Raw genomic sequence first — 20,406 nt, forward strand, 5'->3', positions numbered from 1 at the left:
ATTGTCGTGGCTAAAGAAAAATTTGATCGTTCCCTACCGCACGTCAACGTTGGCACCATCGGTCACGTTGACCACGGTAAAACCACTCTGACCGCAGCTCTGACTCGCGTTTGCTCCGAAGTTTTCGGTTCTGCAATCGTTGATTTCGATAAAATCGACAGCGCTCCAGAAGAAAAAGCTCGTGGTATCACCATCAACACCGCGCACGTCGAGTACAACTCGAAGATCCGTCACTACGCTCACGTTGACTGCCCAGGTCACGCTGACTATGTGAAGAACATGATCACCGGTGCTGCCCAGATGGACGGTGCGATCCTGGTTTGCTCGGCCGCTGATGGTCCGATGCCACAAACCCGTGAGCACATCCTGCTGTCCCGTCAGGTAGGCGTTCCGTACATCGTGGTTTTCCTGAACAAGGCTGACCTGGTAGACGACGCTGAGCTGCTGGAACTGGTCGAGATGGAAGTTCGCGACCTGCTGTCCACCTACGACTTCCCGGGCGATGACACTCCAATCATCATCGGTTCGGCTCGTATGGCGCTGGAAGGCAAAGACGACAACGAAATGGGCACCACTGCCGTTCGTAAACTGGTTGAGACTCTGGACAGCTACATCCCAGAACCAGAGCGTGCTATCGACAAGCCATTCCTGATGCCAATCGAAGACGTATTCTCGATCTCGGGTCGTGGTACTGTTGTGACTGGTCGTATCGAGCGCGGTATCGTTCGCGTTCAAGATGCGCTGGAAATCGTTGGTCTGCGCGACACCACCACCACCACCTGCACCGGTGTTGAAATGTTCCGCAAGCTGCTCGACGAAGGTCGTGCTGGCGAGAACTGCGGCGTTCTGCTGCGTGGTACCAAGCGTGACGACGTTGAGCGTGGCCAGGTTCTGGTTAAGCCGGGTTCGGTTAAGCCGCACACCAAGTTCACCGCAGAAGTTTACGTTCTGAGCAAGGAAGAAGGCGGTCGTCACACTCCGTTCTTCAAAGGCTACCGTCCACAGTTCTACTTCCGTACTACTGACGTGACTGGTAACTGCCAGCTGCCAGAAGGCGTTGAAATGGTAATGCCAGGTGATAACATCCAAATGGAAGTTACCCTGATCAAGACCATCGCAATGGAAGATGGTCTGCGCTTCGCTATCCGTGAAGGCGGTCGTACCGTCGGCGCTGGCGTCGTAGCTAAAATCATCGAGTAAGCTTCTCTTTTGAGATAGCTTCGATGCTTTGAAAAAGCCCCCGCTCAGCGGGGGCTTTTTTATTGAGTTGACACCCATCTGGGGCGTCTATAGAATTGCGCCTCCTTTTAACGGGCGTATTGCGCTCGGTGGGAATAGCAGCCGGAGTCTGAAATCCAATGCAAAATCAGCAAATCCGTATCAGGTTGAAGGCTTTCGACCATCGCCTGATCGACCAATCCACCCAGGAAATCGTGGAAACCGCGAAACGTACTGGTGCTCAAGTGCGTGGTCCAATTCCACTGCCTACCCGTAAAGAGCGGTTCACCGTTCTGGTCTCCCCGCACGTCAATAAAGACGCGCGTGACCAGTACGAGATCCGTACTCATAAGCGCGTTCTGGACATCGTCCAGCCAACGGATAAAACCGTTGATGCTCTTATGAAGCTTGATCTTGCGGCCGGTGTGGAAGTGCAGATCAGCCTCGGCTAAGACTCGGTCTTAGTCGTGTAACGCTCTGAAATGGGCGGCCATAGCGGGTGAAAGCCCCGTACACTCATGAGGTTTACAACATGACTATTGGTGTAGTCGGTCGTAAATGCGGTATGACCCGTATTTTCACCGAAGAAGGTGTCTCCATTCCGGTCACGGTCATTGAGATCGAACCGAATCGCGTCACCCAGTTCAAAACTGAAGAGACCGATGGCTATCGTGCAGTGCAAGTCACTGTCGGCGAGCGTCGTGCTTCGCGTGTAACAGCAGCTCAGGCTGGCCACTTCGCTAAAGCGAACGTTGCCGCTGGTCGTACCGTAATGGAATTCCGCCTTGAAGAAGGCGAGTACCAGGCCGGCGATCTGATCAACGCTGAAATCTTCGCCGCTGGTCAACTGGTTGATGTAACCGGTCAGTCCAAGGGTAAAGGCTTCCAGGGTACGATCAAGCGTTGGAATTTCCGCGGGCAAGATAACACCCACGGTAACTCCGTATCCCACCGCGTTCCAGGCTCTATCGGCCAGTGCCAGACTCCTGGTCGTGTATTCAAGGGCAAAAAAATGTCCGGTCATATGGGCGCTGAGCGCGTGACCGTGCAGTCCCTCGAAGTAGTGCGCGTGGACGCTGAACGCAATCTGTTGTTGGTCAAGGGCGCTGTTCCTGGCGCTACTGGCGGCAACTTGGTTGTACGTCCAGCAGCCAAGGCTCGCGGTTAAGGGGAAGCTGACATGCAATTAAATGTAAATGACGCTCAAGCGATCGAAGTTTCCGAACTGACATTTGGCGGCGAGTTCAACGAGACGCTGGTTCACCAAGCAGTCGTGGCCTACATGGCCGGCGGCCGTCAAGGTAGCAAGCAGCAAAAGACCCGTTCCGACGTTCGTGGTGGCGGTAAGCGCCCATGGCGTCAGAAAGGTACTGGCCGTGCTCGTGCCGGTACTATCCGTAGCCCAATCTGGCGCGGCGGCGGTACCACTTTCGCAGCTCGTCCACAGGATCACTCCCAGAAGCTGAACAAGAAGATGTATCGCGCAGCAATGCGTTCCATCCTTGCTGAGCTGGTGCGTACTGATCGTCTGGTCGTGGTTCAGGATTTCGCCGTTGAAACGCCGAAAACCAAAGACCTGCTGGGCAAGCTGAACAACATGAGCCTGACCGACGTTCTGATCGTGTCGGACGCTGTTGATCAGAACCTGTACCTGGCTGCTCGTAACCTGCCACACGTAGATGTACGTGACGTGCAAGGTTCCGATCCAGTTAGTCTGATCGCATACGACAAGGTGTTGATCACCGTGTCGGCCGTGAAGAAATTCGAGGAGCTGCTGGGATGAACCAGGAACGCGTATTTAAAGTTCTGCTTGGCCCGCACGTTTCCGAGAAGGCTACGGTTCTGGCAGACAAGAAAGGCCAGTTCGTTTTCAAGGTTGCTACTGATGCAACCAAGCTGGAAATCAAGAAGGCCGTCGAAAGCCTGTTCAGCGTGAAAGTAGAGCGTGTTACTACCCTGAATGTTCTGGGTAAGAGCAAGCGCACTGCTCGCGGTCTGGGCAAGCGTAATGACTGGAAGAAGGCAGTTATCTCCCTTCAGCCAGGCCAAGATCTCGATTTCAGCAGCAGTGCTGAGTAAGGAAGGGGTGCATCATGGCAATCGTTAAATGCAAACCGACTTCCCCTGGCCGCCGTTTTGTGGTCAAGGTGGTCAACCAGGAGCTGCATAAAGGCGCTCCTCACGCACCGCTGCTCGAGAAAAAATCGAAGACTGGTGGTCGTAACAACAATGGCCGTATTACTACCCGTCATATCGGTGGTGGTCATAAGCAGCATTATCGTATGGTCGATTTCCGTCGCAACGACAAAGATGGCATCATCGCCACTGTCGAGCGTATCGAATACGATCCAAACCGTACTGCTCACATCGCACTGCTGTGCTACGCAGACGGCGAGCGCCGCTACATCATTGCCCCTAAAGGCGTGAGTGCTGGCGACCAGCTGATCGCAGGCGCACTGGCTCCAATCAAGCCAGGCAACGCTCTGCAACTGCGCAACATTCCAGTCGGTTCCACCGTACACGGCATCGAATTGAAGCCGGGTAAAGGCGCACAGATCGCTCGTTCCGCTGGTGCTTCGGCTCAGCTGATCGCTCGTGAAGGCGTTTACGTGACCCTGCGTCTGCGTTCCGGTGAAATGCGTAAAGTCCTGGCTGAATGCCGTGCGACCCTGGGCGAAGTCTCGAACTCCGAGCACAGCCTGCGTTCGCTGGGTAAAGCTGGTGCCAAACGCTGGCGTGGCGTTCGCCCAACCGTTCGTGGTGTTGCCATGAACCCGGTTGACCACCCACATGGTGGTGGTGAAGGTCGTACCTCTGGTGGTCGTCATCCGGTATCGCCATGGGGCTTCCCGACTAAGGGCGCGAAGACTCGTGGTAATAAGCGTACCGACAAAATGATCGTCCGTCGTCGCAAGTAAATAGAGGGATACGACAGTGCCACGTTCTCTGAAAAAAGGTCCTTTTATCGATCTTCACCTACTGAAGAAGATCGAAGTGGCGGCGGAAAAGAACGATCGCAAACCGGTGAAAACCTGGTCGCGTCGTTCGATGATCCTGCCACAAATGGTCGGTCTGACCATCGCAGTACACAACGGTCGTCAGCACGTCCCAGTTCTCGTGAACGAAGACATGGTCGGCCACAAACTGGGCGAGTTCGCCGGTACCCGCACTTATCGCGGGCACGTGGCAGACAAGAAAGCCAAGCGTTAAGGGGTTAGGAAATGGAAGTAGCCGCTAAGTTGTCGGGCGCTCGAATCTCCGCCCAGAAAGCCCGCTTGGTCGCCGACCAGATCCGCGGGAAGAAGGTGGGCGAAGCGCTCAACCTGTTGGCTTTCAGCAGTAAGAAAGCCGCCGAGATCATGAAGAAAGTGCTGGAGTCGGCCGTAGCCAACGCCGAGCATAACGAAGGCGCAGACGTTGATGACCTGAAGGTCAGCACCGTTTTCGTCAACGAAGGGCGTTCGCTGAAGCGCATCATGCCACGTGCCAAAGGCCGTGCTGATCGCATCGTCAAGCGGTCTTGCCATATCACTGTCAAGGTTGCTGACAAGTAACGGAGTCGAAGAGATGGGTCAGAAAGTACATCCCATTGGCATTCGCCTGGGAATCGTCAAGGAGCACACCTCCGTCTGGTACGCAGACGGTCGGACTTATGCGGACTATTTGCTCGCAGATCTGAAGGTGCGTGAGTATCTCCAAGACAAACTAAAAAGCGCGTCCGTAAGCCGTATCGATATCCATCGTCCGGCCCAAACTGCACGTATCACCATCCACACCGCTCGTCCAGGTATCGTTATCGGGAAGAAAGGTGAAGATGTTGAGAAACTGCGTCAGGACCTGACCAAGCAAATGGGTGTGCCTGTGCACATCAATATCGAAGAGATCCGCAAGCCGGAACTCGACGGTATGCTGGTTGCGCAGAGCGTAGCTCAGCAGCTGGAGCGTCGCGTAATGTTCCGTCGCGCTATGAAGCGCGCTGTACAGAACGCCATGCGCATTGGTGCCAAAGGCATCAAAATCCAAGTGAGCGGTCGTCTCGGCGGTGCTGAAATCGCACGTACTGAATGGTATCGCGAAGGTCGTGTGCCATTGCACACCCTGCGTGCCGACATCGACTATGCCAACTACGAAGCTCACACCACCTACGGTGTGATCGGTGTAAAGGTTTGGATCTTCAAAGGCGAAGTAATTGGTGGTCGCCAAGAAGAACTGAAACCACAAGCACCAGCGCCTCGTAAAAAAGCTGCTAAGTAAGGGGTACGCCAAATGTTGCAACCAAAGCGTACGAAGTTCCGCAAGCAAATGACTGGTCACAACCGTGGCCTGGCATTGCGCGGTAGCAAAGTCAGCTTCGGCGAGTTCGCGCTGAAGTCTGTTGCTCGTGGTCGTCTCACCGCTCGTCAGATCGAGTCAGCGCGTCGTGCTCTGACCCGTCACGTAAAACGTGGCGGCAAGATCTGGATCCGTGTATTCCCGGACAAGCCGATCTCCAAAAAACCTCTCGAGGTTCGGATGGGTAAAGGTAAGGGTAACGTGGAATACTGGGTAGCCCAGATTCAGCCAGGCAAAGTCCTGTATGAAATCGAGGGTGTAACTGAAGAGCTGGCGCGTGAGGCTTTTGCCCTGGCTGCTGCAAAGCTGCCGCTCGCCACCGCCTTTGTTAAACGGACGGTGATGTGATGAAAGCGAATGAACTTCGTGAAAAATCCGCACAGCAGCTGAACGAGCAACTGCTCGGCTTGCTGCGCGACCAGTTCAATCTGCGTATGCAGAAAGCAACTGGCCAGTTGGGGCAGTCTCATCTGCTCTCGCAAGTTAAGCGTGACATCGCTCGCGTGAAGACTGTGCTCAACCAGCAGGCAGGTAAGTAATCATGGCTGAAGCCGAAAAAACTGTCCGTACGCTGACTGGCCGTGTTGTCAGCGACAAGATGGACAAAACCATCACCGTTCTGATCGAGCGTCGCGTTAAGCACCCGATCTACGGTAAATACGTTAAGCGTTCGACTAAGCTGCACGCGCACGACGAAACCAATCAGTGCCACATCGGCGACAAAGTCACTATTCGTGAAACTCGTCCTTTGGCCAAGACCAAGTCTTGGGCGCTGGTTGATGTTCTCGAACGCGCTGTGGAAGTCTAAGGACTAGGGGTCGGAGAAATTATATGATTCAGACTCAATCCATGCTCGATGTGGCCGATAACAGCGGCGCTCGCCGCGTTATGTGCATCAAGGTGCTGGGTGGCTCCCATCGTCGTTACGCTGGTATCGGTGACATCATCAAGGTTACCGTCAAGGAAGCAATTCCTCGCGGTAAAGTGAAAAAAGGCCAGGTGATGACTGCTGTTGTAGTCCGCACTCGTCACGGCGTACGTCGTGCTGATGGCTCCATTATCCGCTTTGATGGCAACGCTGCTGTTCTGTTGAACAACAAGCAAGAGCCGATCGGCACCCGTATCTTTGGGCCAGTGACCCGTGAACTTCGTACTGAGAAGTTCATGAAGATCGTCTCGCTCGCCCCAGAAGTGCTGTAAGGAGATCCGACATGCAAAAGATTCGTCGTGACGACGAGATCATCGTGATCGCCGGCAAAGACAAAGGTAAGCGCGGTAAGGTGCTTAAGGTTCTCGCTAACAACCGTTTGGTTATTGGCGGTCTGAACCTGGTCAAGCGTCATACCAAGCCTAACCCGATGTCGGGCGTACAGGGCGGTATCGTCGAAAAAGAAGCTCCGCTGGATGCTTCTAACGTCGCCATTTTCAACGGCGAAACCAACAAGGCTGACCGCGTTGGTTTCAAAGTAGAAGACGGCAAGAAAATTCGTGTCTTCAAGTCGACCCAAAAAGCGGTTGATGCTTGAACACTGCTAGGTAGATGAGACCATGGCACGACTAAAAGAGATTTACCGGAAGGAAATCGCTCCGAAACTTAAGGAAGAACTTAAGCTTTCGAACGTGATGGAAGTTCCGCGCGTTACCAAAATCACCCTGAACATGGGTCTGGGCGAAGCGATCGGCGACAAAAAAGTCATCGAGCACGCTGTTGCCGACCTGGAAAAGATCACCGGCCAGAAAGTCGTTGTGACCTACGCTCGCAAATCCATCGCTGGCTTTAAAGTCCGTGAAGGTTGGCCGATCGGCGTCAAAGTGACCCTGCGCCGTGAGCGTATGTACGAGTTCCTGGATCGTCTGCTGTCGATCTCCCTGCCTCGGGTTCGCGACTTCCGCGGCCTGAATGCCAAGTCCTTCGATGGTCGTGGCAACTACAGCATGGGCGTGAAAGAGCAGATCATCTTCCCGGAAATCGACTACGACAAGATCGATGCTCTCCGCGGTCTGGACATCACCCTGACCACCACTGCCAAGAACGATGATGAAGGCCGCGCTCTGCTGCGTGCGTTCAAATTCCCGTTCCGCAACTGATTGGAGTAGGACCATGGCCAAGATGAGCATGAAAAACCGCGAGCTGAAGCGTCAGCTCACGGTTGCCAAGTACGCCAAGAAGCGTGCAGCACTGAAAGCTATCATCGTTGATCTGAACGCAAGTCCAGAAGCGCGTTGGGAAGCTACAGTAGCCCTGCAGAAGCAGCCACGTGACGCAAGCGCTTCGCGCATGCGTAACCGCTGCCGCCTGACCGGTCGTCCACACGGCGTTTACCGCAAGTTCGGCCTCGGCCGTAACAAGCTGCGTGAAGCTGCCATGCGTGGTGACGTACCGGGTCTGGTTAAAGCCAGCTGGTAAGTACTGTCAAAGTCTCGGTGTCCAGGATCGCAAGATCCTGACCACCGGTGGCCTTGAATCTGGATCAAGCCCCTTTTGGGGCTTGATTCATTTCCGGGGTGTGTCTAGAATACCCGGCTCGCCTGAGCCCGTGTTTTTCATGCCCGGAGATTCTCGGCGACACGTAATAGCCGCAAGGCTAATTTTTTTGTATTAGGAGCGTCTAGCCCATGAGTATGCAGGACCCGTTAGCGGACATGCTAACTCGTATCCGTAATGCCCAGATGGCTGAAAAGTCCGTCGTAAGCATGCCATCTTCTACTTTGAAGGTAGCTGTTGCCAAAGTCCTGAAGGACGAAGGTTACATTGCGGGTTATCAGATCAGCAGCGAAATCAAACCTCTGCTGTCCATCGAGCTGAAGTACTTCGAAGGCCGTCCGGTTATCGAAGAAGTGAAGCGCGTTAGCCGTCCAGGCCTGCGTCAGTACAAGTCCGTCGATGATCTGCCAAAAGTTCGTGGCGGTCTCGGTGTGTCTATCGTCTCCACCAACAAGGGTGTGATGACTGATCGTGCTGCGCGCGCTGCCGGTGTCGGCGGCGAAGTTCTTTGCACTGTGTTCTAAGGGGGGATAAGCATGTCTCGCGTCGCTAAGAACCCCGTTAAGCTGCCAGCCGGTGTCGAAGTCAAATTCGCAGGCCAACAGCTTTCGGTGAAGGGTGCCAAGGGCACTCTTGAACTGAACATCCATTCGTCCGTTGAGATCGTTGAAGAAGCCGGTGAGCTGCGTTTTGCTGCTCGCAATGGCGATCAACAGACTCGCGCAATGGCTGGTACCACTCGTGCGTTGGTAAACAACATGGTCCAAGGCGTAAGCCAAGGCTTCGAGCGCAAGCTCCAGCTGGTCGGTGTTGGTTACAAAGCGCAAGCAAAAGGCACAGTGCTGAACCTGGCTCTTGGCTTCTCGCACCCAGTGGATTACGAACTGCCGGAAGGCATCACCGCTGAGACTCCTAGCCAGACCGATATCCTGATCAAGGGCATCGACAAGCAGCTGGTAGGTCAAGTGGCCGCCGAGATCCGCGACTTCCGTCCACCAGAGCCGTACAAAGGCAAAGGTGTGCGCTACGCGGACGAAGTCGTCCGTCGTAAAGAAGCCAAGAAGAAGTAGGGCATAGCAAATGACCGACAAAAAAGTTACTCGACTGCGTCGCGCTCGCAAAGCACGCCTGAAAATGCACGAACTCGAAGTCGTGCGTCTCTGCGTGTTCCGCTCTTCGCAGCACATCTACGCCCAGGTCATTTCGGCCGACGGCAACAAAGTCCTGGCAAGCGCCTCGACTTTGGATAAAGAACTGCGTGATGGTGCCACTGGCAACATCGACGCGGCCACAAAGGTTGGCCAGCTGGTCGCTACGCGTGCTAAGGCCGCTGGCGTCTCGCAAGTGGCTTTCGACCGCTCTGGCTTCAAGTACCACGGCCGCGTTAAAGCGCTGGCTGATGCTGCTCGTGAAGCTGGGCTGGAGTTCTAAGTTATGTCAAATAACGACCAAAAGCGCGACGAAGGCTACATCGAGAAGCTGGTTCAAGTTAACCGCGTAGCCAAAACCGTTAAAGGCGGCCGTATCTTCACTTTCACCGCGTTGACCGTGGTTGGTGATGGTAAAGGCCGTGTTGGCTTCGGCCGTGGCAAGTCGCGTGAAGTGCCTGCTGCGATCCAGAAGGCAATGGAAGCTGCTCGCCGCAACATGATCCAGGTTGATCTGAACGGCACCACTCTGCAGTACGCAATGAAGTCCGCTCACGGCGCTTCGAAGGTGTACATGCAGCCTGCTTCTGAAGGTACCGGTATCATCGCTGGCGGCGCTATGCGTGCTGTCCTCGAAGTTGCTGGCGTTCAGAACGTTCTGGCCAAGTGCTACGGCTCGACTAACCCTGTAAACGTGGTTCACGCCACTTTCAAGGGTTTGAAAGCAATGCAGTCTCCTGAATCCATTGCCGCCAAGCGTGGCAAAAGCGTCAAGGAGATCTTCTGATCATGGCTACCGTAAAAGTTACGCTGATCAAAAGCATGACCGGCCGCATCCCTAACCACAAACTGTGCGTTAAGGGTCTGGGTCTGCGTCGCATCGGTCACACTGTAGAAGTCCTGGATACTCCCGAGAATCGCGGGATGATCAACAAGGCTTACTACATGCTGCGTGTCGAGGGTTAATCGATGAAACTCAATGATCTGAGTCCAGCGCCGGGTTCCCGTCGCGAAAAGCATCGTCCGGGCCGTGGTATCGGTAGCGGTTTGGGTAAGACTGGTGGCCGTGGTCACAAAGGTCAGACCTCCCGCTCCGGTGGCACCATTGCTCCAGGCTTTGAAGGCGGTCAACAGCCGCTGCATCGTCGCCTGCCGAAGTTCGGTTTCGTTTCCCTGAAAGCCATGGACCGCGCAGAAGTGCGTCTGTCCGAGCTGGCCAAAGTGGAAGGCGACATCGTCACCGTGCAGTCCCTGAAAGATGCCAACGTGATCAACGTCAACGTACAGCGTGTGAAAATCATGCTGTCCGGTGAAGTGACTCGCGCTGTCACTATCGGCAAGGGAATCGGCGCCACCAAAGGTGCGCGTGCGGCTATCGAAGCAGCTGGCGGCAAGTTCGAGGAATAAATGGCTAAGCAAGGTGCTCTCTCTGCGCTCGGCAAAGGCGGTATGTCTGAACTCTGGGCTCGTCTGCGTTTTCTGTTCCTGGCGATTATCGTCTACCGAATAGGCGCACACATCCCGGTTCCAGGTATCAACCCGGACCGACTCGCGGACCTGTTTCGACAGAATGAGGGGACCATTCTTAGCTTGTTCAACATGTTTTCCGGCGGCGCGCTGGAACGGATGAGCATCTTTGCACTGGGGATCATGCCGTACATTTCGGCATCGATCATCATGCAACTGATGACCGCCGTCAGCCCGCAGCTGGAGCAGTTGAAGAAGGAAGGTGAAGCTGGCCGTCGCAAGATCAGCCAGTACACCCGCTACGGCACTGTCGTCCTCGCTCTCGTCCAGGCCATTGGCATGTCCATAGGTCTGGCGGGGCAGGGCGTTGCGTTCACTGGTGACTTTGGCTTCCATTTCGTCGCGGTATCCACGTTTGTGGCTGGTGCGATGTTCATGATGTGGCTGGGTGAGCAGATTACTGAGCGTGGTGTTGGCAACGGTATCTCGATGTTGATTTTTTCGGGTATCGTCGCCGGTCTTCCGAGAGCGATCGGGCAGTCTTTCGAGTCTGCGCGTCAGGGGGATATCAATATCTTCGCCCTGGTTGCCATCGGTTTGCTGGCAGTAGCGATTATCGGTTTCGTGGTGTTCATTGAGCGTGGTCAGCGTCGTATTGCTGTTCACTACGCCAAGCGTCAGCAGGGCCGCAAGGTTTTTGCCGCGCAGACCAGCCACTTGCCGCTGAAGGTGAACATGGCCGGTGTTATTCCGGCTATTTTCGCGAGCAGCATTTTGCTGTTCCCGGCTTCGTTGGGTGCCTGGTTCGGCCAGTCTGAAGGTATGGGCTGGTTGCAGGACATCTCGCAGTCGATCGCTCCTGGTCAGCCGTTGAATATTCTGCTGTTTAGTGCAGGGATTATTTTCTTCTGCTTCTTCTATACGGCGTTGATGTTCAATCCGAAAGACGTAGCGGAAAACCTGAAGAAGTCCGGTGCCTTTATTCCGGGCATCCGTCCAGGTGAGCAGTCTGCGCGCTACATTGATGGCGTTCTGACTCGCTTGACCATGTTCGGTGCTCTTTACATGACGGCCGTCTGCCTGTTGCCCCAGTTCCTGGTGGTTGCAGCCAACGTACCGTTCTACCTTGGCGGGACCTCGTTGCTGATCGTCGTCGTGGTTGTGATGGACTTCATGTCCCAAGTACAATCGCACCTCGTTTCGCACCAGTACGAATCCCTGATGAAGAAAGCCAACCTGAAGGGTTACGGCAGCGGCATGCTGCGCTGACCCATAAGGTTCGAGGAGTTGGTGATGAAAGTTCGTGCATCGGTGAAAAAGCTGTGCCGTAACTGCAAGATTATTCGCCGCGAAGGTGTTGTTCGAGTAATTTGCAGCGCGGAACCGCGTCACAAACAGCGCCAAGGCTGAGTGTGATTGTGCTTCAAGCCCGGTAGCTAGTGCGCTACCGGGTTGATTATTTGTTATTACAGCGATATTATCTCGCGCCCTATTTCTTGGCTTCCGGGGCGTAGGTAGCTGTCAATTGGAGTCCCACTGAATGGCCCGTATTGCAGGCGTTAACATTCCAGATAACAAGCATACTGTTATCTCGCTGACCTACATCTATGGTGTTGGTCGCACTACTGCACAGAAAATTTGTGCAGAGACTGGGGTAAACCCAGCAGCAAAGATCAAGGATCTGAGCGACGAGCAGATTGAACAGCTGCGTGGCGAAGTGGCGAAGTTCACCACTGAAGGTGACCTGCGTCGCGAAATCAACATGAAAATCAAGCGCTTGATGGACCTCGGTTGCTATCGCGGTCTGCGTCATCGTCGCGGTCTTCCAGTGCGCGGTCAGCGTACCAAGACCAACGCGCGTACCCGTAAAGGTCCGCGTAAGCCGATCCGCAAGTAATCGCCCCAGCGAATCGACAGGAATTTAATCATGGCAAAACCTGCTGCTCGTCCTCGTAAAAAAGTTAAAAAGACAGTGGTTGATGGCATCGCCCACATCCATGCATCTTTTAACAACACCATCGTGACCATCACCGACCGTCAAGGTAACGCTCTTTCCTGGGCTACCTCCGGTGGTTCGGGTTTCCGCGGTTCCCGCAAGTCCACCCCGTTCGCTGCTCAAGTAGCTGCTGAGCGTGCTGGTCAAGCTGCGCTGGAATATGGCCTGAAAAACCTCGACGTCAACGTCAAAGGTCCAGGTCCAGGTCGTGAATCCGCAGTCCGCGCTTTGAACGGCTGTGGCTACAAGATCGCCAGCATCACCGACGTGACGCCAATCCCGCACAACGGGTGCCGTCCGCCGAAGAAGCGCCGCGTGTAATCCAGGAGATTGTAAAGAATGGCTCGTTACATTGGTCCAAAATGCAAACTCGCTCGTCGCGAAGGCACCGATCTCTTCCTGAAGAGCGGCGTGCGCGCGATCGAATCGAAGTGCAACATTGAAGCAGCACCTGGTATCCACGGCCAACGCCGCGGTCGCCAGTCCGACTACGGCACCCAACTGCGTGAAAAGCAGAAGGTCCGTCGTATCTACGGCGTTCTCGAGCGTCAATTCAGCGGCTACTACAAAGAAGCTGCTGGCAAGAAAGGTGCAACCGGTGAAAACCTGCTGCAACTGCTCGAATGCCGTCTGGACAACGTTGTATACCGTATGGGCTTTGGTTCGACTCGTGCCGAATCCCGTCAGCTGGTATCGCACAAGTCGATCAGCGTAAACGGTCAGACCGTTAACGTTCCGTCTTACCAGGTTCGTGCTGGTGACGTGGTCGCTGTTCGCGAGAAAGCAAAAAATCAACTTCGCATTGTCCAAGCTCTCGATCTGTGTGCCCAACGTGGCCGCGTAGAATGGGTAGAAGTAGACACTGAGAAGAAGTCGGGCGTTTTCAAGAACGTTCCAGCTCGCAGTGATCTGTCCGCCGACATCAACGAAAGCCTGATTGTCGAGCTCTACTCCAAGTAAGGGCTAGAAAATAGGTGCATCCATGCAGATTTCGGTAAATGAGTTCCTGACACCCCGCCACATTGATGTGCAGGTTGTCAGTCCAACCCGCGCCAAGATCACTCTCGAGCCTCTCGAGCGTGGTTTCGGCCATACCCTGGGCAACGCGCTGCGCCGCATCCTGTTGTCCTCAATGCCCGGCTGTGCAGTAGTCGAGGCCGAGATTGACGGTGTGCTCCACGAGTACAGCGCCATCGAAGGTGTACAGGAAGACGTCATTGAAATCCTGTTGAACCTTAAAGGTCTGGCTATCAAGCTGCACGGTCGTGACGAAGTTACGCTGACCTTGTCGAAGAAGGGTTCGGGGGTGGTTACCGCTGCCGATATTCAGCTGGATCATGATGTCGAGATCGTTAATCCCGATCACGTAATCGCTAACCTGGCGTCTAACGGCGCCCTGAACATGAAGCTCGTAGTAGCTCGTGGTCGTGGTTATGAACCGGCAGACTCGCGTCAGAGCGATGAAGACGAAAGCCGCAGCATCGGTCGCTTGCAGCTTGACTCTTCGTTCAGCCCGGTTCGCCGTATCGCATACGTGGTGGAAAACGCCCGTGTCGAGCAGCGTACTAACCTGGACAAGCTGGTTATTGATCTGGAAACCAACGGTACCCTGGATCCTGAAGAGGCAATTCGCCGTGCTGCAACCATTCTGCAACAGCAGTTGGCTGCGTTCGTCGACCTCAAGGGTGACAGTGAGCCAGTGGTTGTCGAGCAGGAAGACGAGATCGATCCGATCCTGCTTCGCCCGGTTGACGATCTGGAACTGACTGTACGTTCGGCTAACTGCCTTAAGGCGGAAAACATCTACTACATCGGCGACCTGATTCAGCGTACCGAAGTAGAGCTGTTGAAGACTCCGAACCTGGGCAAGAAATCCTTGACTGAAATCAAGGACGTTCTGGCCTCCCGCGGTCTGTCCCTCGGCATGCGCCTCGACAACTGGCCGCCTGCAAGTCTTAAGAAGGACGACAAGGCGACTGCCTGATCGTCGTAATCACCGAACGTAGTGTTTGGTAAGGAATGAACCATGCGTCATCGTAAAAGTGGTCGTCACCTGAGCCGCACCAGCTCGCACCGCAAGGCCATGTTCCAAAACATGGCGGTGTCGCTGTTCGAGCACGAGCTGATCAAAACTACTCTGCCAAAAGCTAAAGAACTGCGCCGCGTTGCCGAGCCGCTGATCACTTTGGCCAAGACAGATAGCGTTGCTAACCGCCGTCTGGCTTTCGACCGTACTCGTTCGAAAGCTATCGTTGGTAAGCTCTTCAACGACCTGGGCAAGCGTTACGCTACCCGTGAGGGTGGCTACCTGCGCATCCTCAAGTGCGGTTTCCGCGCTGGCGACAACGCGCCTATGGCGTACGTCGAGTTGGTTGATCGTGCTACTGCTGGCGAAGCTGTATCTGCCGAGTAAGACGTCAGTCTGAAACAAGGAACCGGGCCTAGTGCCCGGTTTTTTGTGCCTGTAAGAAACGCGCCGTTTGTACAAGCGTCTCCTTCGTCCGCATCGGCATTATGTGATGGGGATGATCATTAGTTTTTATCTATCGATGTCTGCAAGTTAATGAATTTGTAGCTGTCATATTGATGATCAATACTCCCTCTCAGCCGATAGCCGGCAGTTCAAGACTGACAGAGGAAGGAAGATCGCATGAGCCAAAACAAAACGCTTACCACCGCCAGTGGCGCTCCTGTTGCCGATAACCAGAATTCCCGTTCCGCCGGCCCTCGTGGCCCGCTGCTGCTCGACGACTTTCACCTGATCGAGAAGCTTGCCCACTTCAACCGTGAAAACATCCCTGAGCGTCGTGTACACGCCAAAGGCTCGGGTGCCTACGGTACGTTCACCGTGACGCGCGATATCACTCAATACACCAGTGCAAAGCTGTTTGAGGCGGTCGGCAAGCAAACCCCGACTTTCCTGCGGTTTTCCACCGTGGGCGGTGAGCGTGGTTCGGCCGATACCGAGCGCGATCCGCGCGGCTTTGCCTTGAAGTTCTACACCGAGGAAGGCAACTGGGACATCGTTGGTAACAACACCCCGGTGTTCTTCATTCGTGATCCACTGAAGTTTCCGGACTTCATCCACACCCAGAAGCGTTTGCCGCAAAGCAACCTGAAGAGTGCCCAGGCGATGTGGGACTTCTGGTCGCATTCGCCCGAGGCGCTGCACCAGGTCACCATCCTGTTCTCCGACCGTGGCATCCCGGATGGATACCGCCACATGCACGGCTTCGGCAGCCACACTTACAGCCTCATCAACGCTCAAAGTGAGCGTCACTGGGTGAAGTGGCACTACAAGACCCAACAGGGGATCAAGAACCTTGCTCCTGCCGAGGCTGCGCGCCTGGCGGGTACCGATCCGGATTACGCCCAACGCGACCTGTTCAATGCCATCGAGCAGGGTGATTTCCCGAAATGGCGCGTGTGCATTCAGATCATGAGCGAGGCTCAGGCCGCAGCGCACTACGAGAACCCCTTTGATGTCACCAAGACCTGGTCGCAGAAAGAGTTTCCACTGATCGAGGTCGGAGAACTGGAGCTCAATCGCAATCCGCAGAACTACTTCGCGGAAGTCGAGCAAGCTGCGTTCGGTCCCAGCAATATGGTTCCAGGCGTTGGTCTGTCGCCGGATCGTATGCTGCAAGGTCGGGTCTTCGCCTACGCGGACGCTCATCGCTACCGTGTCGGCACCAATCACCAGCAGTTGCCAGTCAACGCTGCGCGCAGTCCGGTCAACACTTACCAGCGCGACGGTTCGATGGCTTTCGGCAGCAATGGCGGTGCGACGCCGAACTATGAGCCGAACAGCTACGTCGAGTCGCCGAAGCAAGCGCCTCGTTATGCAGAGCCGGCGTTGGCCCTCAGTGGTGCCGCCGATCGTTACGACCACCGTGAAGATACTGATTACTACAGTCACGCTGGCGCATTGTTCCGCCTGATGTCTGAAGATCAGAAATCACTGCTGGTCAGTAACATCGCCGGTGCGATGACGAGTGTGTCGAGCGATGTGGTTGATCGCCAGCTGCAACATTTCTACAAGGCTGACCCGGCGTATGGAGAAGCAATCGCAAAGCTGCTCAACGTACAGCTTAACGAAGTCTAAATGAGAAGCAGAACCGCCCTCGTTGGGGCGGTTTTTTGCGTTATTTCCGCTGGTTTTCTCAGAATATCTTCGCTTTTATTGCGTCTCGCGAGTGACGATAAGGGTATGTTGGTTCAAACTACAACTTTCAGGCAGGGAGATGTAGGGCGATGCAAGGCCACCCGGATGTGATCGATTACCTCAACACGTTGCTGACCGGCGAACTGGCCGCGCGTGATCAATATTTCGTCCACTCGCGGATGTATGAGGACTGGGGTTTCACCAAGCTCTACGAGCGAATCAACCACGAGATGGAAGAGGAAGCCGGGCACGCTGATGCCTTGATGCGCCGTATTTTGATGCTCGAAGGCACGCCGCGCATGCGTGCGGACGATCTCGATGTCGGCACCACGGTGACAGAGATGCTCGAAGCGGACTTGCGCCTGGAGTACAAGGTCCGTGCTGCGCTGTGCAAAGGCATTCAGCTCTGCGAGCAGCACAAGGACTATGTCAGCCGCGAAATGCTGCGGATTCAATTGCATGACACCGAAGAAGATCACACCTACTGGCTCGAAAAGCAGTTGGGTCTGATCAAGTTGATCGGACTTGAGAACTACCTGCAATCCCACGCCTGATTGCATAGGGGAAGCCCCAACGTCTTTTGTAGGAGCGAGCTTGCTCGCGAAAAATCCGAAGGCGCTGCGTTATCGTTTACGACCTTCGTTGGAACGCCGCCCGGAGCAAGCTCGCTCCTGCAGACACAAAAAAGCCCCTGTCACCGATGAAGTGACAGGGGCTTTTCGTGGGGCCAGGTTAAGCCCTGTCACGCTCCAGCAGCGGTTTGAGGTAGTAGCCGGTGTGAGACTGCTTCATCTCGGACACTTCCTCTGGCGTGCCGACGGCAATGATCTGCCCGCCCTTGGAACCACCCTCCGGACCCAGGTCCACCAGCCAGTCAGCGGTCTTGATCACGTCCAGGTTGTGTTCGATGACCACCACAGTGTTGCCGTGGTCGCGCAGGCGATGCAGCACGTCCAGCAGTTGCTGGATATCCGCGAAGTGCAGCCCGGTGGTCGGTTCATCGAGGATGTACAGGGTCTTGCCGGTATCGCGCTTGGACAGCTCGCGGGAGAGTTTCACCCGCTGGGCTTCACCGCCGGACAGCGTGGTCGCCGATTGCCCTAGCTTGATGTACGACAGGCCGACGTCCATCAACGTTTGCAGCTTGCGCGCCAGGGCCGGTACGGCATCGAAGAACTCCCGGGCTTCCTCGATGGTCATCTCGAGGGTTTCGTGGATGCTCTTGCCCTTGTACTTGATCTCCAGGGTTTCACGGTTGTAGCGCTTGCTCTTGCACACGTCGCACGGCACGTAGATGTCCGGCAGGAAGTGCATCTCCACCTTGATCAGGCCATCGCCCTGGCAGGCTTCGCAACGCCCGCCCTTGACGTTGAAGGAGAAGCGCCCCGGCCCGTAGCCACGGGAGCGGGACTCCGGTACGCCAGCGAACAACTCGCGGATCGGTGTAAACAGCCCGGTGTAGGTCGCCGGGTTGGAGCGTGGTGTGCGACCGATAGGGCTCTGGTCGATGTCGACGACCTTGTCCAGGTGCTCCAGGCCCTTGATGCTGTCGTGCGCAGCCGCTTCAAGGGTAGTGGCGCCATTCAGCGCTGTAGCGCTCAAAGGGAACAGCGTGTTGTTGATCAGTGTCGACTTGCCGGAGCCGGACACGCCGGTCACGCAGGTCAGCAGGCCAATCGGAATCTCCAGGTCGACATTGCGCAGGTTGTTGCCGCGCGCGCCCTTGAGCGCCAGCGTCAGCTTCTTGTTGCGCGGTGTGCGTTTGGCCGGGACTTCGATCTTCACCCGGCCCGACAGGTATTTGCCCGTCAGCGAGTCCGGATGCGCCATGACCTCGGCCGGTGTGCCTTCGGCGACGATATGCCCGCCGTGCACACCTGCGCCCGGGCCGATGTCCACCACGTAGTCGGCCAGGCGAATGGCATCTTCGTCGTGCTCGACCACGATCACCGTGTTGCCGATATCGCGCAGGTGCTTGAGGGTGCCCAGCAGCCGGTCGTTATCGCGCTGATGCAGGCCGATGGAGGGCTCGTCGAGGATGTACAGGACGCCCACCAGGCCGGCACCAATCTGGCTGGCCAGACGAATACGCTGAGCCTCACCACCGGACAAGGTGTCCGCACTGCGATCCAGCGACAGATAGTCGAGACCGACATTGACCAGAAATTGCAGGCGTTCGCGGATTTCCTTGAGGATCTTGTCGGCAATTTCCCCACGCCTGCCGGTGAGCTTGAGCCCGCCAAAATAATCGGACGCATCGCCGATCGGCAGGTTGGTTACCGCCGGCAGGGTTTTCTCGCCAACCCATACGTGCCGCGCCTCACGCCGCAGGCGGGTGCCGCGGCAGTCCGGGCAGGACTGGGTGCTGAGGAACTTGGCCAGCTCTTCGCGCACCGATGCCGATTCGGTCTCGCGGTAGCGTCGCTCCAGGTTCGGCACGATGCCTTCGAACGGATGCGAGCGTTTGACGATGTCGCCACGGTCGTTAAGGTATTTGAAGTCGACGTTTTGCGAGCCGCTGCCGTGCAGGATATTTTTCTGCTGATCAGCGGCCAATTCGTTGAATGGCACTTCCAGGCTGAATTTATAGTGGGCCGCCAGTGACCCGAGCATCTGGAAGTAATAGACGTTGCGCCGGTCCCAGCCACGAATCGCTCCCTCGGCCAGGGTCAGTTCGCCGTTGACCAGGCGCTTGATGTCGAAGAACTGCTTTACCCCCAAGCCATCGCAGGTCGGGCAAGCGCCGGCCGGGTTGTTGAAGGAGAACAGCTTGGGTTCCAGTTCGCTGATCGCGTGGCCGCAGATCGGGCAGGCGAAGCGTGCGGAGAAGATCATCTCTTCACCCGGCTCTTCATCCATTGGCGCCACCAGCGCGATACCGTCCGCCAGTTTCAGTGCGGTCTCGAAGGATTCGGCCAGGCGTTGTTGCAGGTCGGCGCGGACCTTGAAACGGTCGACCACGACATCGATAGAGTGTTTTTTCTGCTTGTCGAGCTTGGGCGCTTCGTCCAGCTCGTAAAGCTTGCCGTTGATCCGGGCACGTACGAAGCCCTGCGCGCGCAGCTCTTCGAAAACCGACAGGTGCTCGCCTTTGCGCTCGCGGATGACCGGCGCCAACAGCATCAGCTTGCTGCCCTCCGGTTCGGCGAGGACCAGGTCGACCATCTGGCTGACGGTCTGCGCTTCCAGCGGGATGTCGTGATCCGGGCAACGCGGAATACCCACACGAGCATAAAGCAGGCGCAGGTAGTCGTAGATTTCGGTAATGGTGCCAACCGTCGAGCGCGGGTTGTGCGAGGTGGACTTCTGTTCGATGGAGATCGCCGGCGACAGGCCTTCGATGGTGTCGACGTCGGGTTTTTCCATCATCGACAGGAACTGCCGGGCGTAGGCCGACAGCGATTCGACGTAGCGGCGCTGACCTTCGGCGTACAGGGTGTCGAAAGCCAGGGACGACTTGCCGGAGCCAGACAGGCCGGTGATGACGATCAGCTTGTCCCGTGGCAGGGTCAGGTCGATGTTCTTCAGGTTGTGGGTTCGAGCCCCACGAATCAGGATCTTGTCCAAGGTGGCCTCGCTCGGCGGGCGTCGAAAA

The 20,406-nt window shown here is 55.9% G+C and carries 32 protein-coding genes; 31 read left to right on the plus strand and 1 reads right to left on the minus strand.

The window, feature by feature from the left end:
* Positions 1–6 precede the first annotated feature (6 nt).
* The 31 genes from tuf to bfr all read left to right on the plus strand — a co-directional run bounded on the left by tuf (position 7) and on the right by bfr (position 17,365).
* Positions 7–1,200, plus strand: coding sequence for an elongation factor Tu (gene tuf, locus KGA81_RS09825; protein WP_008053875.1), 1,194 nt, complete (start codon positions 7–9; stop codon positions 1,198–1,200).
* Between the two features lie 158 nt (positions 1,201–1,358).
* Complete coding sequence (rpsJ, locus tag KGA81_RS09830; RefSeq protein ID WP_003186070.1) at positions 1,359–1,670, plus strand: 30S ribosomal protein S10; 312 nt, start codon at positions 1,359–1,361, stop codon at positions 1,668–1,670.
* 80 nt (positions 1,671–1,750) lie between these two features.
* Positions 1,751–2,386 carry a 50S ribosomal protein L3 gene (rplC, locus tag KGA81_RS09835; protein WP_003186059.1) on the plus strand — a complete coding sequence of 212 codons (636 nt, stop codon included), beginning with the start codon at positions 1,751–1,753 and terminating at the stop codon, positions 2,384–2,386.
* Between the two features lie 12 nt (positions 2,387–2,398).
* The gene (gene rplD / locus KGA81_RS09840; RefSeq protein ID WP_003228735.1) at positions 2,399–3,001 is read left to right on the plus strand and encodes a 50S ribosomal protein L4; all 603 of its coding nucleotides are present in this window, start codon (positions 2,399–2,401) and stop codon (positions 2,999–3,001) included.
* Positions 2,998–3,297, plus strand: a complete 300-nt coding sequence (gene rplW / locus KGA81_RS09845; RefSeq protein ID WP_002555488.1) for a 50S ribosomal protein L23 — start codon at positions 2,998–3,000, stop codon at positions 3,295–3,297. The genes rplD and rplW overlap by 4 nt, the downstream gene beginning before the upstream one ends.
* Positions 3,298–3,311: 14 nt before the next feature.
* A complete protein-coding gene (gene rplB, locus KGA81_RS09850) occupies positions 3,312–4,136 on the plus strand; it encodes a 50S ribosomal protein L2 (protein WP_095080427.1) in 825 nt (274 codons plus the stop codon).
* A gap of 16 nt (positions 4,137–4,152) precedes the next feature.
* Positions 4,153–4,428, plus strand: coding sequence for a 30S ribosomal protein S19 (gene rpsS / locus KGA81_RS09855; RefSeq protein WP_002555486.1), 276 nt, complete (start codon positions 4,153–4,155; stop codon positions 4,426–4,428).
* Positions 4,429–4,439: 11 nt separating this feature from the next.
* Positions 4,440–4,772, plus strand: coding sequence for a 50S ribosomal protein L22 (gene rplV, locus KGA81_RS09860; RefSeq protein WP_003103908.1), 333 nt, complete (start codon positions 4,440–4,442; stop codon positions 4,770–4,772).
* 13 nt (positions 4,773–4,785) lie between these two features.
* Positions 4,786–5,472 carry a 30S ribosomal protein S3 gene (gene rpsC, locus KGA81_RS09865; RefSeq protein WP_008065719.1) on the plus strand — a complete coding sequence of 229 codons (687 nt, stop codon included), beginning with the start codon at positions 4,786–4,788 and terminating at the stop codon, positions 5,470–5,472.
* A 12-nt stretch (positions 5,473–5,484) separates the two neighbouring features.
* Positions 5,485–5,898 (plus strand): 50S ribosomal protein L16, encoded by a 414-nt coding sequence (gene rplP / locus KGA81_RS09870; RefSeq protein ID WP_025215754.1) that lies wholly within the window; start codon positions 5,485–5,487, stop codon positions 5,896–5,898.
* Positions 5,898–6,089 carry a 50S ribosomal protein L29 gene (gene rpmC / locus KGA81_RS09875; RefSeq protein WP_002555481.1) on the plus strand — a complete coding sequence of 64 codons (192 nt, stop codon included), beginning with the start codon at positions 5,898–5,900 and terminating at the stop codon, positions 6,087–6,089. Before rplP ends, rpmC begins: the two co-directional genes overlap by 1 nt.
* A 2-nt stretch (positions 6,090–6,091) precedes the next feature.
* A complete protein-coding gene (gene rpsQ, locus KGA81_RS09880) occupies positions 6,092–6,358 on the plus strand; it encodes a 30S ribosomal protein S17 (protein ID WP_003176419.1) in 267 nt (88 codons plus the stop codon).
* Positions 6,359–6,381: 23 nt separating this feature from the next.
* The gene (rplN, locus tag KGA81_RS09885) at positions 6,382–6,750 is read left to right on the plus strand and encodes a 50S ribosomal protein L14 (protein ID WP_002555479.1); all 369 of its coding nucleotides are present in this window, start codon (positions 6,382–6,384) and stop codon (positions 6,748–6,750) included.
* A gap of 11 nt (positions 6,751–6,761) precedes the next feature.
* Entirely contained in the window at positions 6,762–7,076 is a 315-nt protein-coding gene (rplX, locus tag KGA81_RS09890; protein WP_003176416.1) for a 50S ribosomal protein L24, read from the plus strand.
* Positions 7,077–7,098: 22 nt separating this feature from the next.
* Positions 7,099–7,638, plus strand: a complete 540-nt coding sequence (gene rplE / locus KGA81_RS09895) for a 50S ribosomal protein L5 (RefSeq protein ID WP_003210069.1) — start codon at positions 7,099–7,101, stop codon at positions 7,636–7,638.
* A gap of 13 nt (positions 7,639–7,651) precedes the next feature.
* Positions 7,652–7,957, plus strand: coding sequence for a 30S ribosomal protein S14 (rpsN, locus tag KGA81_RS09900; protein ID WP_003176414.1), 306 nt, complete (start codon positions 7,652–7,654; stop codon positions 7,955–7,957).
* Between the two features lie 209 nt (positions 7,958–8,166).
* Positions 8,167–8,559, plus strand: coding sequence for a 30S ribosomal protein S8 (gene rpsH, locus KGA81_RS09905; protein WP_003186040.1), 393 nt, complete (start codon positions 8,167–8,169; stop codon positions 8,557–8,559).
* A gap of 12 nt (positions 8,560–8,571) precedes the next feature.
* On the plus strand, positions 8,572–9,105 hold the full coding sequence (gene rplF, locus KGA81_RS09910; RefSeq protein ID WP_003176412.1) for a 50S ribosomal protein L6: 534 nt from the start codon (positions 8,572–8,574) through the stop codon (positions 9,103–9,105).
* Positions 9,106–9,115: 10 nt separating this feature from the next.
* Positions 9,116–9,466, plus strand: a complete 351-nt coding sequence (gene rplR / locus KGA81_RS09915; RefSeq protein ID WP_003186037.1) for a 50S ribosomal protein L18 — start codon at positions 9,116–9,118, stop codon at positions 9,464–9,466.
* 3 nt (positions 9,467–9,469) lie between these two features.
* Positions 9,470–9,970: a 30S ribosomal protein S5 gene (gene rpsE, locus KGA81_RS09920; RefSeq protein ID WP_003186035.1), complete on the plus strand. Its 501-nt coding sequence runs from the start codon at positions 9,470–9,472 to the stop codon at positions 9,968–9,970.
* Positions 9,971–9,972: 2 nt separating this feature from the next.
* Positions 9,973–10,149 carry a 50S ribosomal protein L30 gene (gene rpmD / locus KGA81_RS09925; RefSeq protein WP_003186033.1) on the plus strand — a complete coding sequence of 59 codons (177 nt, stop codon included), beginning with the start codon at positions 9,973–9,975 and terminating at the stop codon, positions 10,147–10,149.
* A 3-nt stretch (positions 10,150–10,152) separates the two neighbouring features.
* A complete protein-coding gene (rplO, locus tag KGA81_RS09930) occupies positions 10,153–10,590 on the plus strand; it encodes a 50S ribosomal protein L15 (protein ID WP_003228720.1) in 438 nt (145 codons plus the stop codon).
* The gene (gene secY, locus KGA81_RS09935) at positions 10,591–11,919 is read left to right on the plus strand and encodes a preprotein translocase subunit SecY (RefSeq protein WP_003228718.1); all 1,329 of its coding nucleotides are present in this window, start codon (positions 10,591–10,593) and stop codon (positions 11,917–11,919) included.
* A 24-nt stretch (positions 11,920–11,943) separates the two neighbouring features.
* Entirely contained in the window at positions 11,944–12,060 is a 117-nt protein-coding gene (gene rpmJ, locus KGA81_RS09940; protein ID WP_002555468.1) for a 50S ribosomal protein L36, read from the plus strand.
* 130 nt (positions 12,061–12,190) lie between these two features.
* Entirely contained in the window at positions 12,191–12,547 is a 357-nt protein-coding gene (gene rpsM / locus KGA81_RS09945) for a 30S ribosomal protein S13 (RefSeq protein ID WP_009045849.1), read from the plus strand.
* Between the two features lie 30 nt (positions 12,548–12,577).
* The gene (gene rpsK, locus KGA81_RS09950; protein ID WP_002555466.1) at positions 12,578–12,967 is read left to right on the plus strand and encodes a 30S ribosomal protein S11; all 390 of its coding nucleotides are present in this window, start codon (positions 12,578–12,580) and stop codon (positions 12,965–12,967) included.
* Between the two features lie 18 nt (positions 12,968–12,985).
* The gene (gene rpsD / locus KGA81_RS09955; RefSeq protein WP_003176404.1) at positions 12,986–13,606 is read left to right on the plus strand and encodes a 30S ribosomal protein S4; all 621 of its coding nucleotides are present in this window, start codon (positions 12,986–12,988) and stop codon (positions 13,604–13,606) included.
* Between the two features lie 22 nt (positions 13,607–13,628).
* A complete protein-coding gene (locus tag KGA81_RS09960; protein WP_007970428.1) occupies positions 13,629–14,630 on the plus strand; it encodes a DNA-directed RNA polymerase subunit alpha in 1,002 nt (333 codons plus the stop codon).
* Positions 14,631–14,672: 42 nt separating this feature from the next.
* Complete coding sequence (rplQ, locus tag KGA81_RS09965; protein ID WP_007970429.1) at positions 14,673–15,059, plus strand: 50S ribosomal protein L17; 387 nt, start codon at positions 14,673–14,675, stop codon at positions 15,057–15,059.
* A 237-nt stretch (positions 15,060–15,296) separates the two neighbouring features.
* Positions 15,297–16,751 carry a catalase gene (locus KGA81_RS09970; protein ID WP_223545650.1) on the plus strand — a complete coding sequence of 485 codons (1,455 nt, stop codon included), beginning with the start codon at positions 15,297–15,299 and terminating at the stop codon, positions 16,749–16,751.
* A 149-nt stretch (positions 16,752–16,900) separates the two neighbouring features.
* Entirely contained in the window at positions 16,901–17,365 is a 465-nt protein-coding gene (gene bfr, locus KGA81_RS09975; RefSeq protein ID WP_223545651.1) for a bacterioferritin, read from the plus strand.
* A gap of 178 nt (positions 17,366–17,543) precedes the next feature.
* Here the strand turns inward: bfr and uvrA are convergent, their stop codons facing one another.
* A complete protein-coding gene (uvrA, locus tag KGA81_RS09980; RefSeq protein ID WP_223545652.1) occupies positions 17,544–20,378 on the minus strand; it encodes an excinuclease ABC subunit UvrA in 2,835 nt (944 codons plus the stop codon).
* Between the last annotated feature and the right edge of the window lie 28 nt (positions 20,379–20,406).

This window comes from Pseudomonas sp. A-B-19, from assembly GCF_019947515.1.
Lineage (GTDB): Bacteria > Pseudomonadota > Gammaproteobacteria > Pseudomonadales > Pseudomonadaceae > Aquipseudomonas.

Bases quoted from the DNA above. Each gene is read 5' to 3' on its own strand.
- rpsJ (WP_003186070.1), top strand. From the start codon at position 1,359: ATGCAAAATCAGCAAATCCGTATCAGGTTGAAGGCTTTCGACCATCGC.
- rplC (WP_003186059.1), top strand. From the start codon at position 1,751: ATGACTATTGGTGTAGTCGGTCGTAAATGCGGTATGACCCGTATTTTC.
- rplD (WP_003228735.1), top strand. From the start codon at position 2,399: ATGCAATTAAATGTAAATGACGCTCAAGCGATCGAAGTTTCCGAACTG.
- rplW (WP_002555488.1), top strand. From the start codon at position 2,998: ATGAACCAGGAACGCGTATTTAAAGTTCTGCTTGGCCCGCACGTTTCC.
- rplB (WP_095080427.1), top strand. From the start codon at position 3,312: ATGGCAATCGTTAAATGCAAACCGACTTCCCCTGGCCGCCGTTTTGTG.
- rplV (WP_003103908.1), top strand. From the start codon at position 4,440: ATGGAAGTAGCCGCTAAGTTGTCGGGCGCTCGAATCTCCGCCCAGAAA.
- rpsC (WP_008065719.1), top strand. From the start codon at position 4,786: ATGGGTCAGAAAGTACATCCCATTGGCATTCGCCTGGGAATCGTCAAG.
- rplP (WP_025215754.1), top strand. From the start codon at position 5,485: ATGTTGCAACCAAAGCGTACGAAGTTCCGCAAGCAAATGACTGGTCAC.
- rpmC (WP_002555481.1), top strand. From the start codon at position 5,898: ATGAAAGCGAATGAACTTCGTGAAAAATCCGCACAGCAGCTGAACGAG.
- rpsQ (WP_003176419.1), top strand. From the start codon at position 6,092: ATGGCTGAAGCCGAAAAAACTGTCCGTACGCTGACTGGCCGTGTTGTC.
- rplN (WP_002555479.1), top strand. From the start codon at position 6,382: ATGATTCAGACTCAATCCATGCTCGATGTGGCCGATAACAGCGGCGCT.
- rplX (WP_003176416.1), top strand. From the start codon at position 6,762: ATGCAAAAGATTCGTCGTGACGACGAGATCATCGTGATCGCCGGCAAA.
- rplE (WP_003210069.1), top strand. From the start codon at position 7,099: ATGGCACGACTAAAAGAGATTTACCGGAAGGAAATCGCTCCGAAACTT.
- rpsN (WP_003176414.1), top strand. From the start codon at position 7,652: ATGGCCAAGATGAGCATGAAAAACCGCGAGCTGAAGCGTCAGCTCACG.
- rpsH (WP_003186040.1), top strand. From the start codon at position 8,167: ATGAGTATGCAGGACCCGTTAGCGGACATGCTAACTCGTATCCGTAAT.
- rplF (WP_003176412.1), top strand. From the start codon at position 8,572: ATGTCTCGCGTCGCTAAGAACCCCGTTAAGCTGCCAGCCGGTGTCGAA.
- rplR (WP_003186037.1), top strand. From the start codon at position 9,116: ATGACCGACAAAAAAGTTACTCGACTGCGTCGCGCTCGCAAAGCACGC.
- rpsE (WP_003186035.1), top strand. From the start codon at position 9,470: ATGTCAAATAACGACCAAAAGCGCGACGAAGGCTACATCGAGAAGCTG.
- rpmD (WP_003186033.1), top strand. From the start codon at position 9,973: ATGGCTACCGTAAAAGTTACGCTGATCAAAAGCATGACCGGCCGCATC.
- rplO (WP_003228720.1), top strand. From the start codon at position 10,153: ATGAAACTCAATGATCTGAGTCCAGCGCCGGGTTCCCGTCGCGAAAAG.
- secY (WP_003228718.1), top strand. From the start codon at position 10,591: ATGGCTAAGCAAGGTGCTCTCTCTGCGCTCGGCAAAGGCGGTATGTCT.
- rpmJ (WP_002555468.1), top strand. From the start codon at position 11,944: ATGAAAGTTCGTGCATCGGTGAAAAAGCTGTGCCGTAACTGCAAGATT.
- rpsM (WP_009045849.1), top strand. From the start codon at position 12,191: ATGGCCCGTATTGCAGGCGTTAACATTCCAGATAACAAGCATACTGTT.
- rpsK (WP_002555466.1), top strand. From the start codon at position 12,578: ATGGCAAAACCTGCTGCTCGTCCTCGTAAAAAAGTTAAAAAGACAGTG.
- rpsD (WP_003176404.1), top strand. From the start codon at position 12,986: ATGGCTCGTTACATTGGTCCAAAATGCAAACTCGCTCGTCGCGAAGGC.
- KGA81_RS09960 (WP_007970428.1), top strand. From the start codon at position 13,629: ATGCAGATTTCGGTAAATGAGTTCCTGACACCCCGCCACATTGATGTG.
- rplQ (WP_007970429.1), top strand. From the start codon at position 14,673: ATGCGTCATCGTAAAAGTGGTCGTCACCTGAGCCGCACCAGCTCGCAC.
- KGA81_RS09970 (WP_223545650.1), top strand. From the start codon at position 15,297: ATGAGCCAAAACAAAACGCTTACCACCGCCAGTGGCGCTCCTGTTGCC.
- bfr (WP_223545651.1), top strand. From the start codon at position 16,901: ATGCAAGGCCACCCGGATGTGATCGATTACCTCAACACGTTGCTGACC.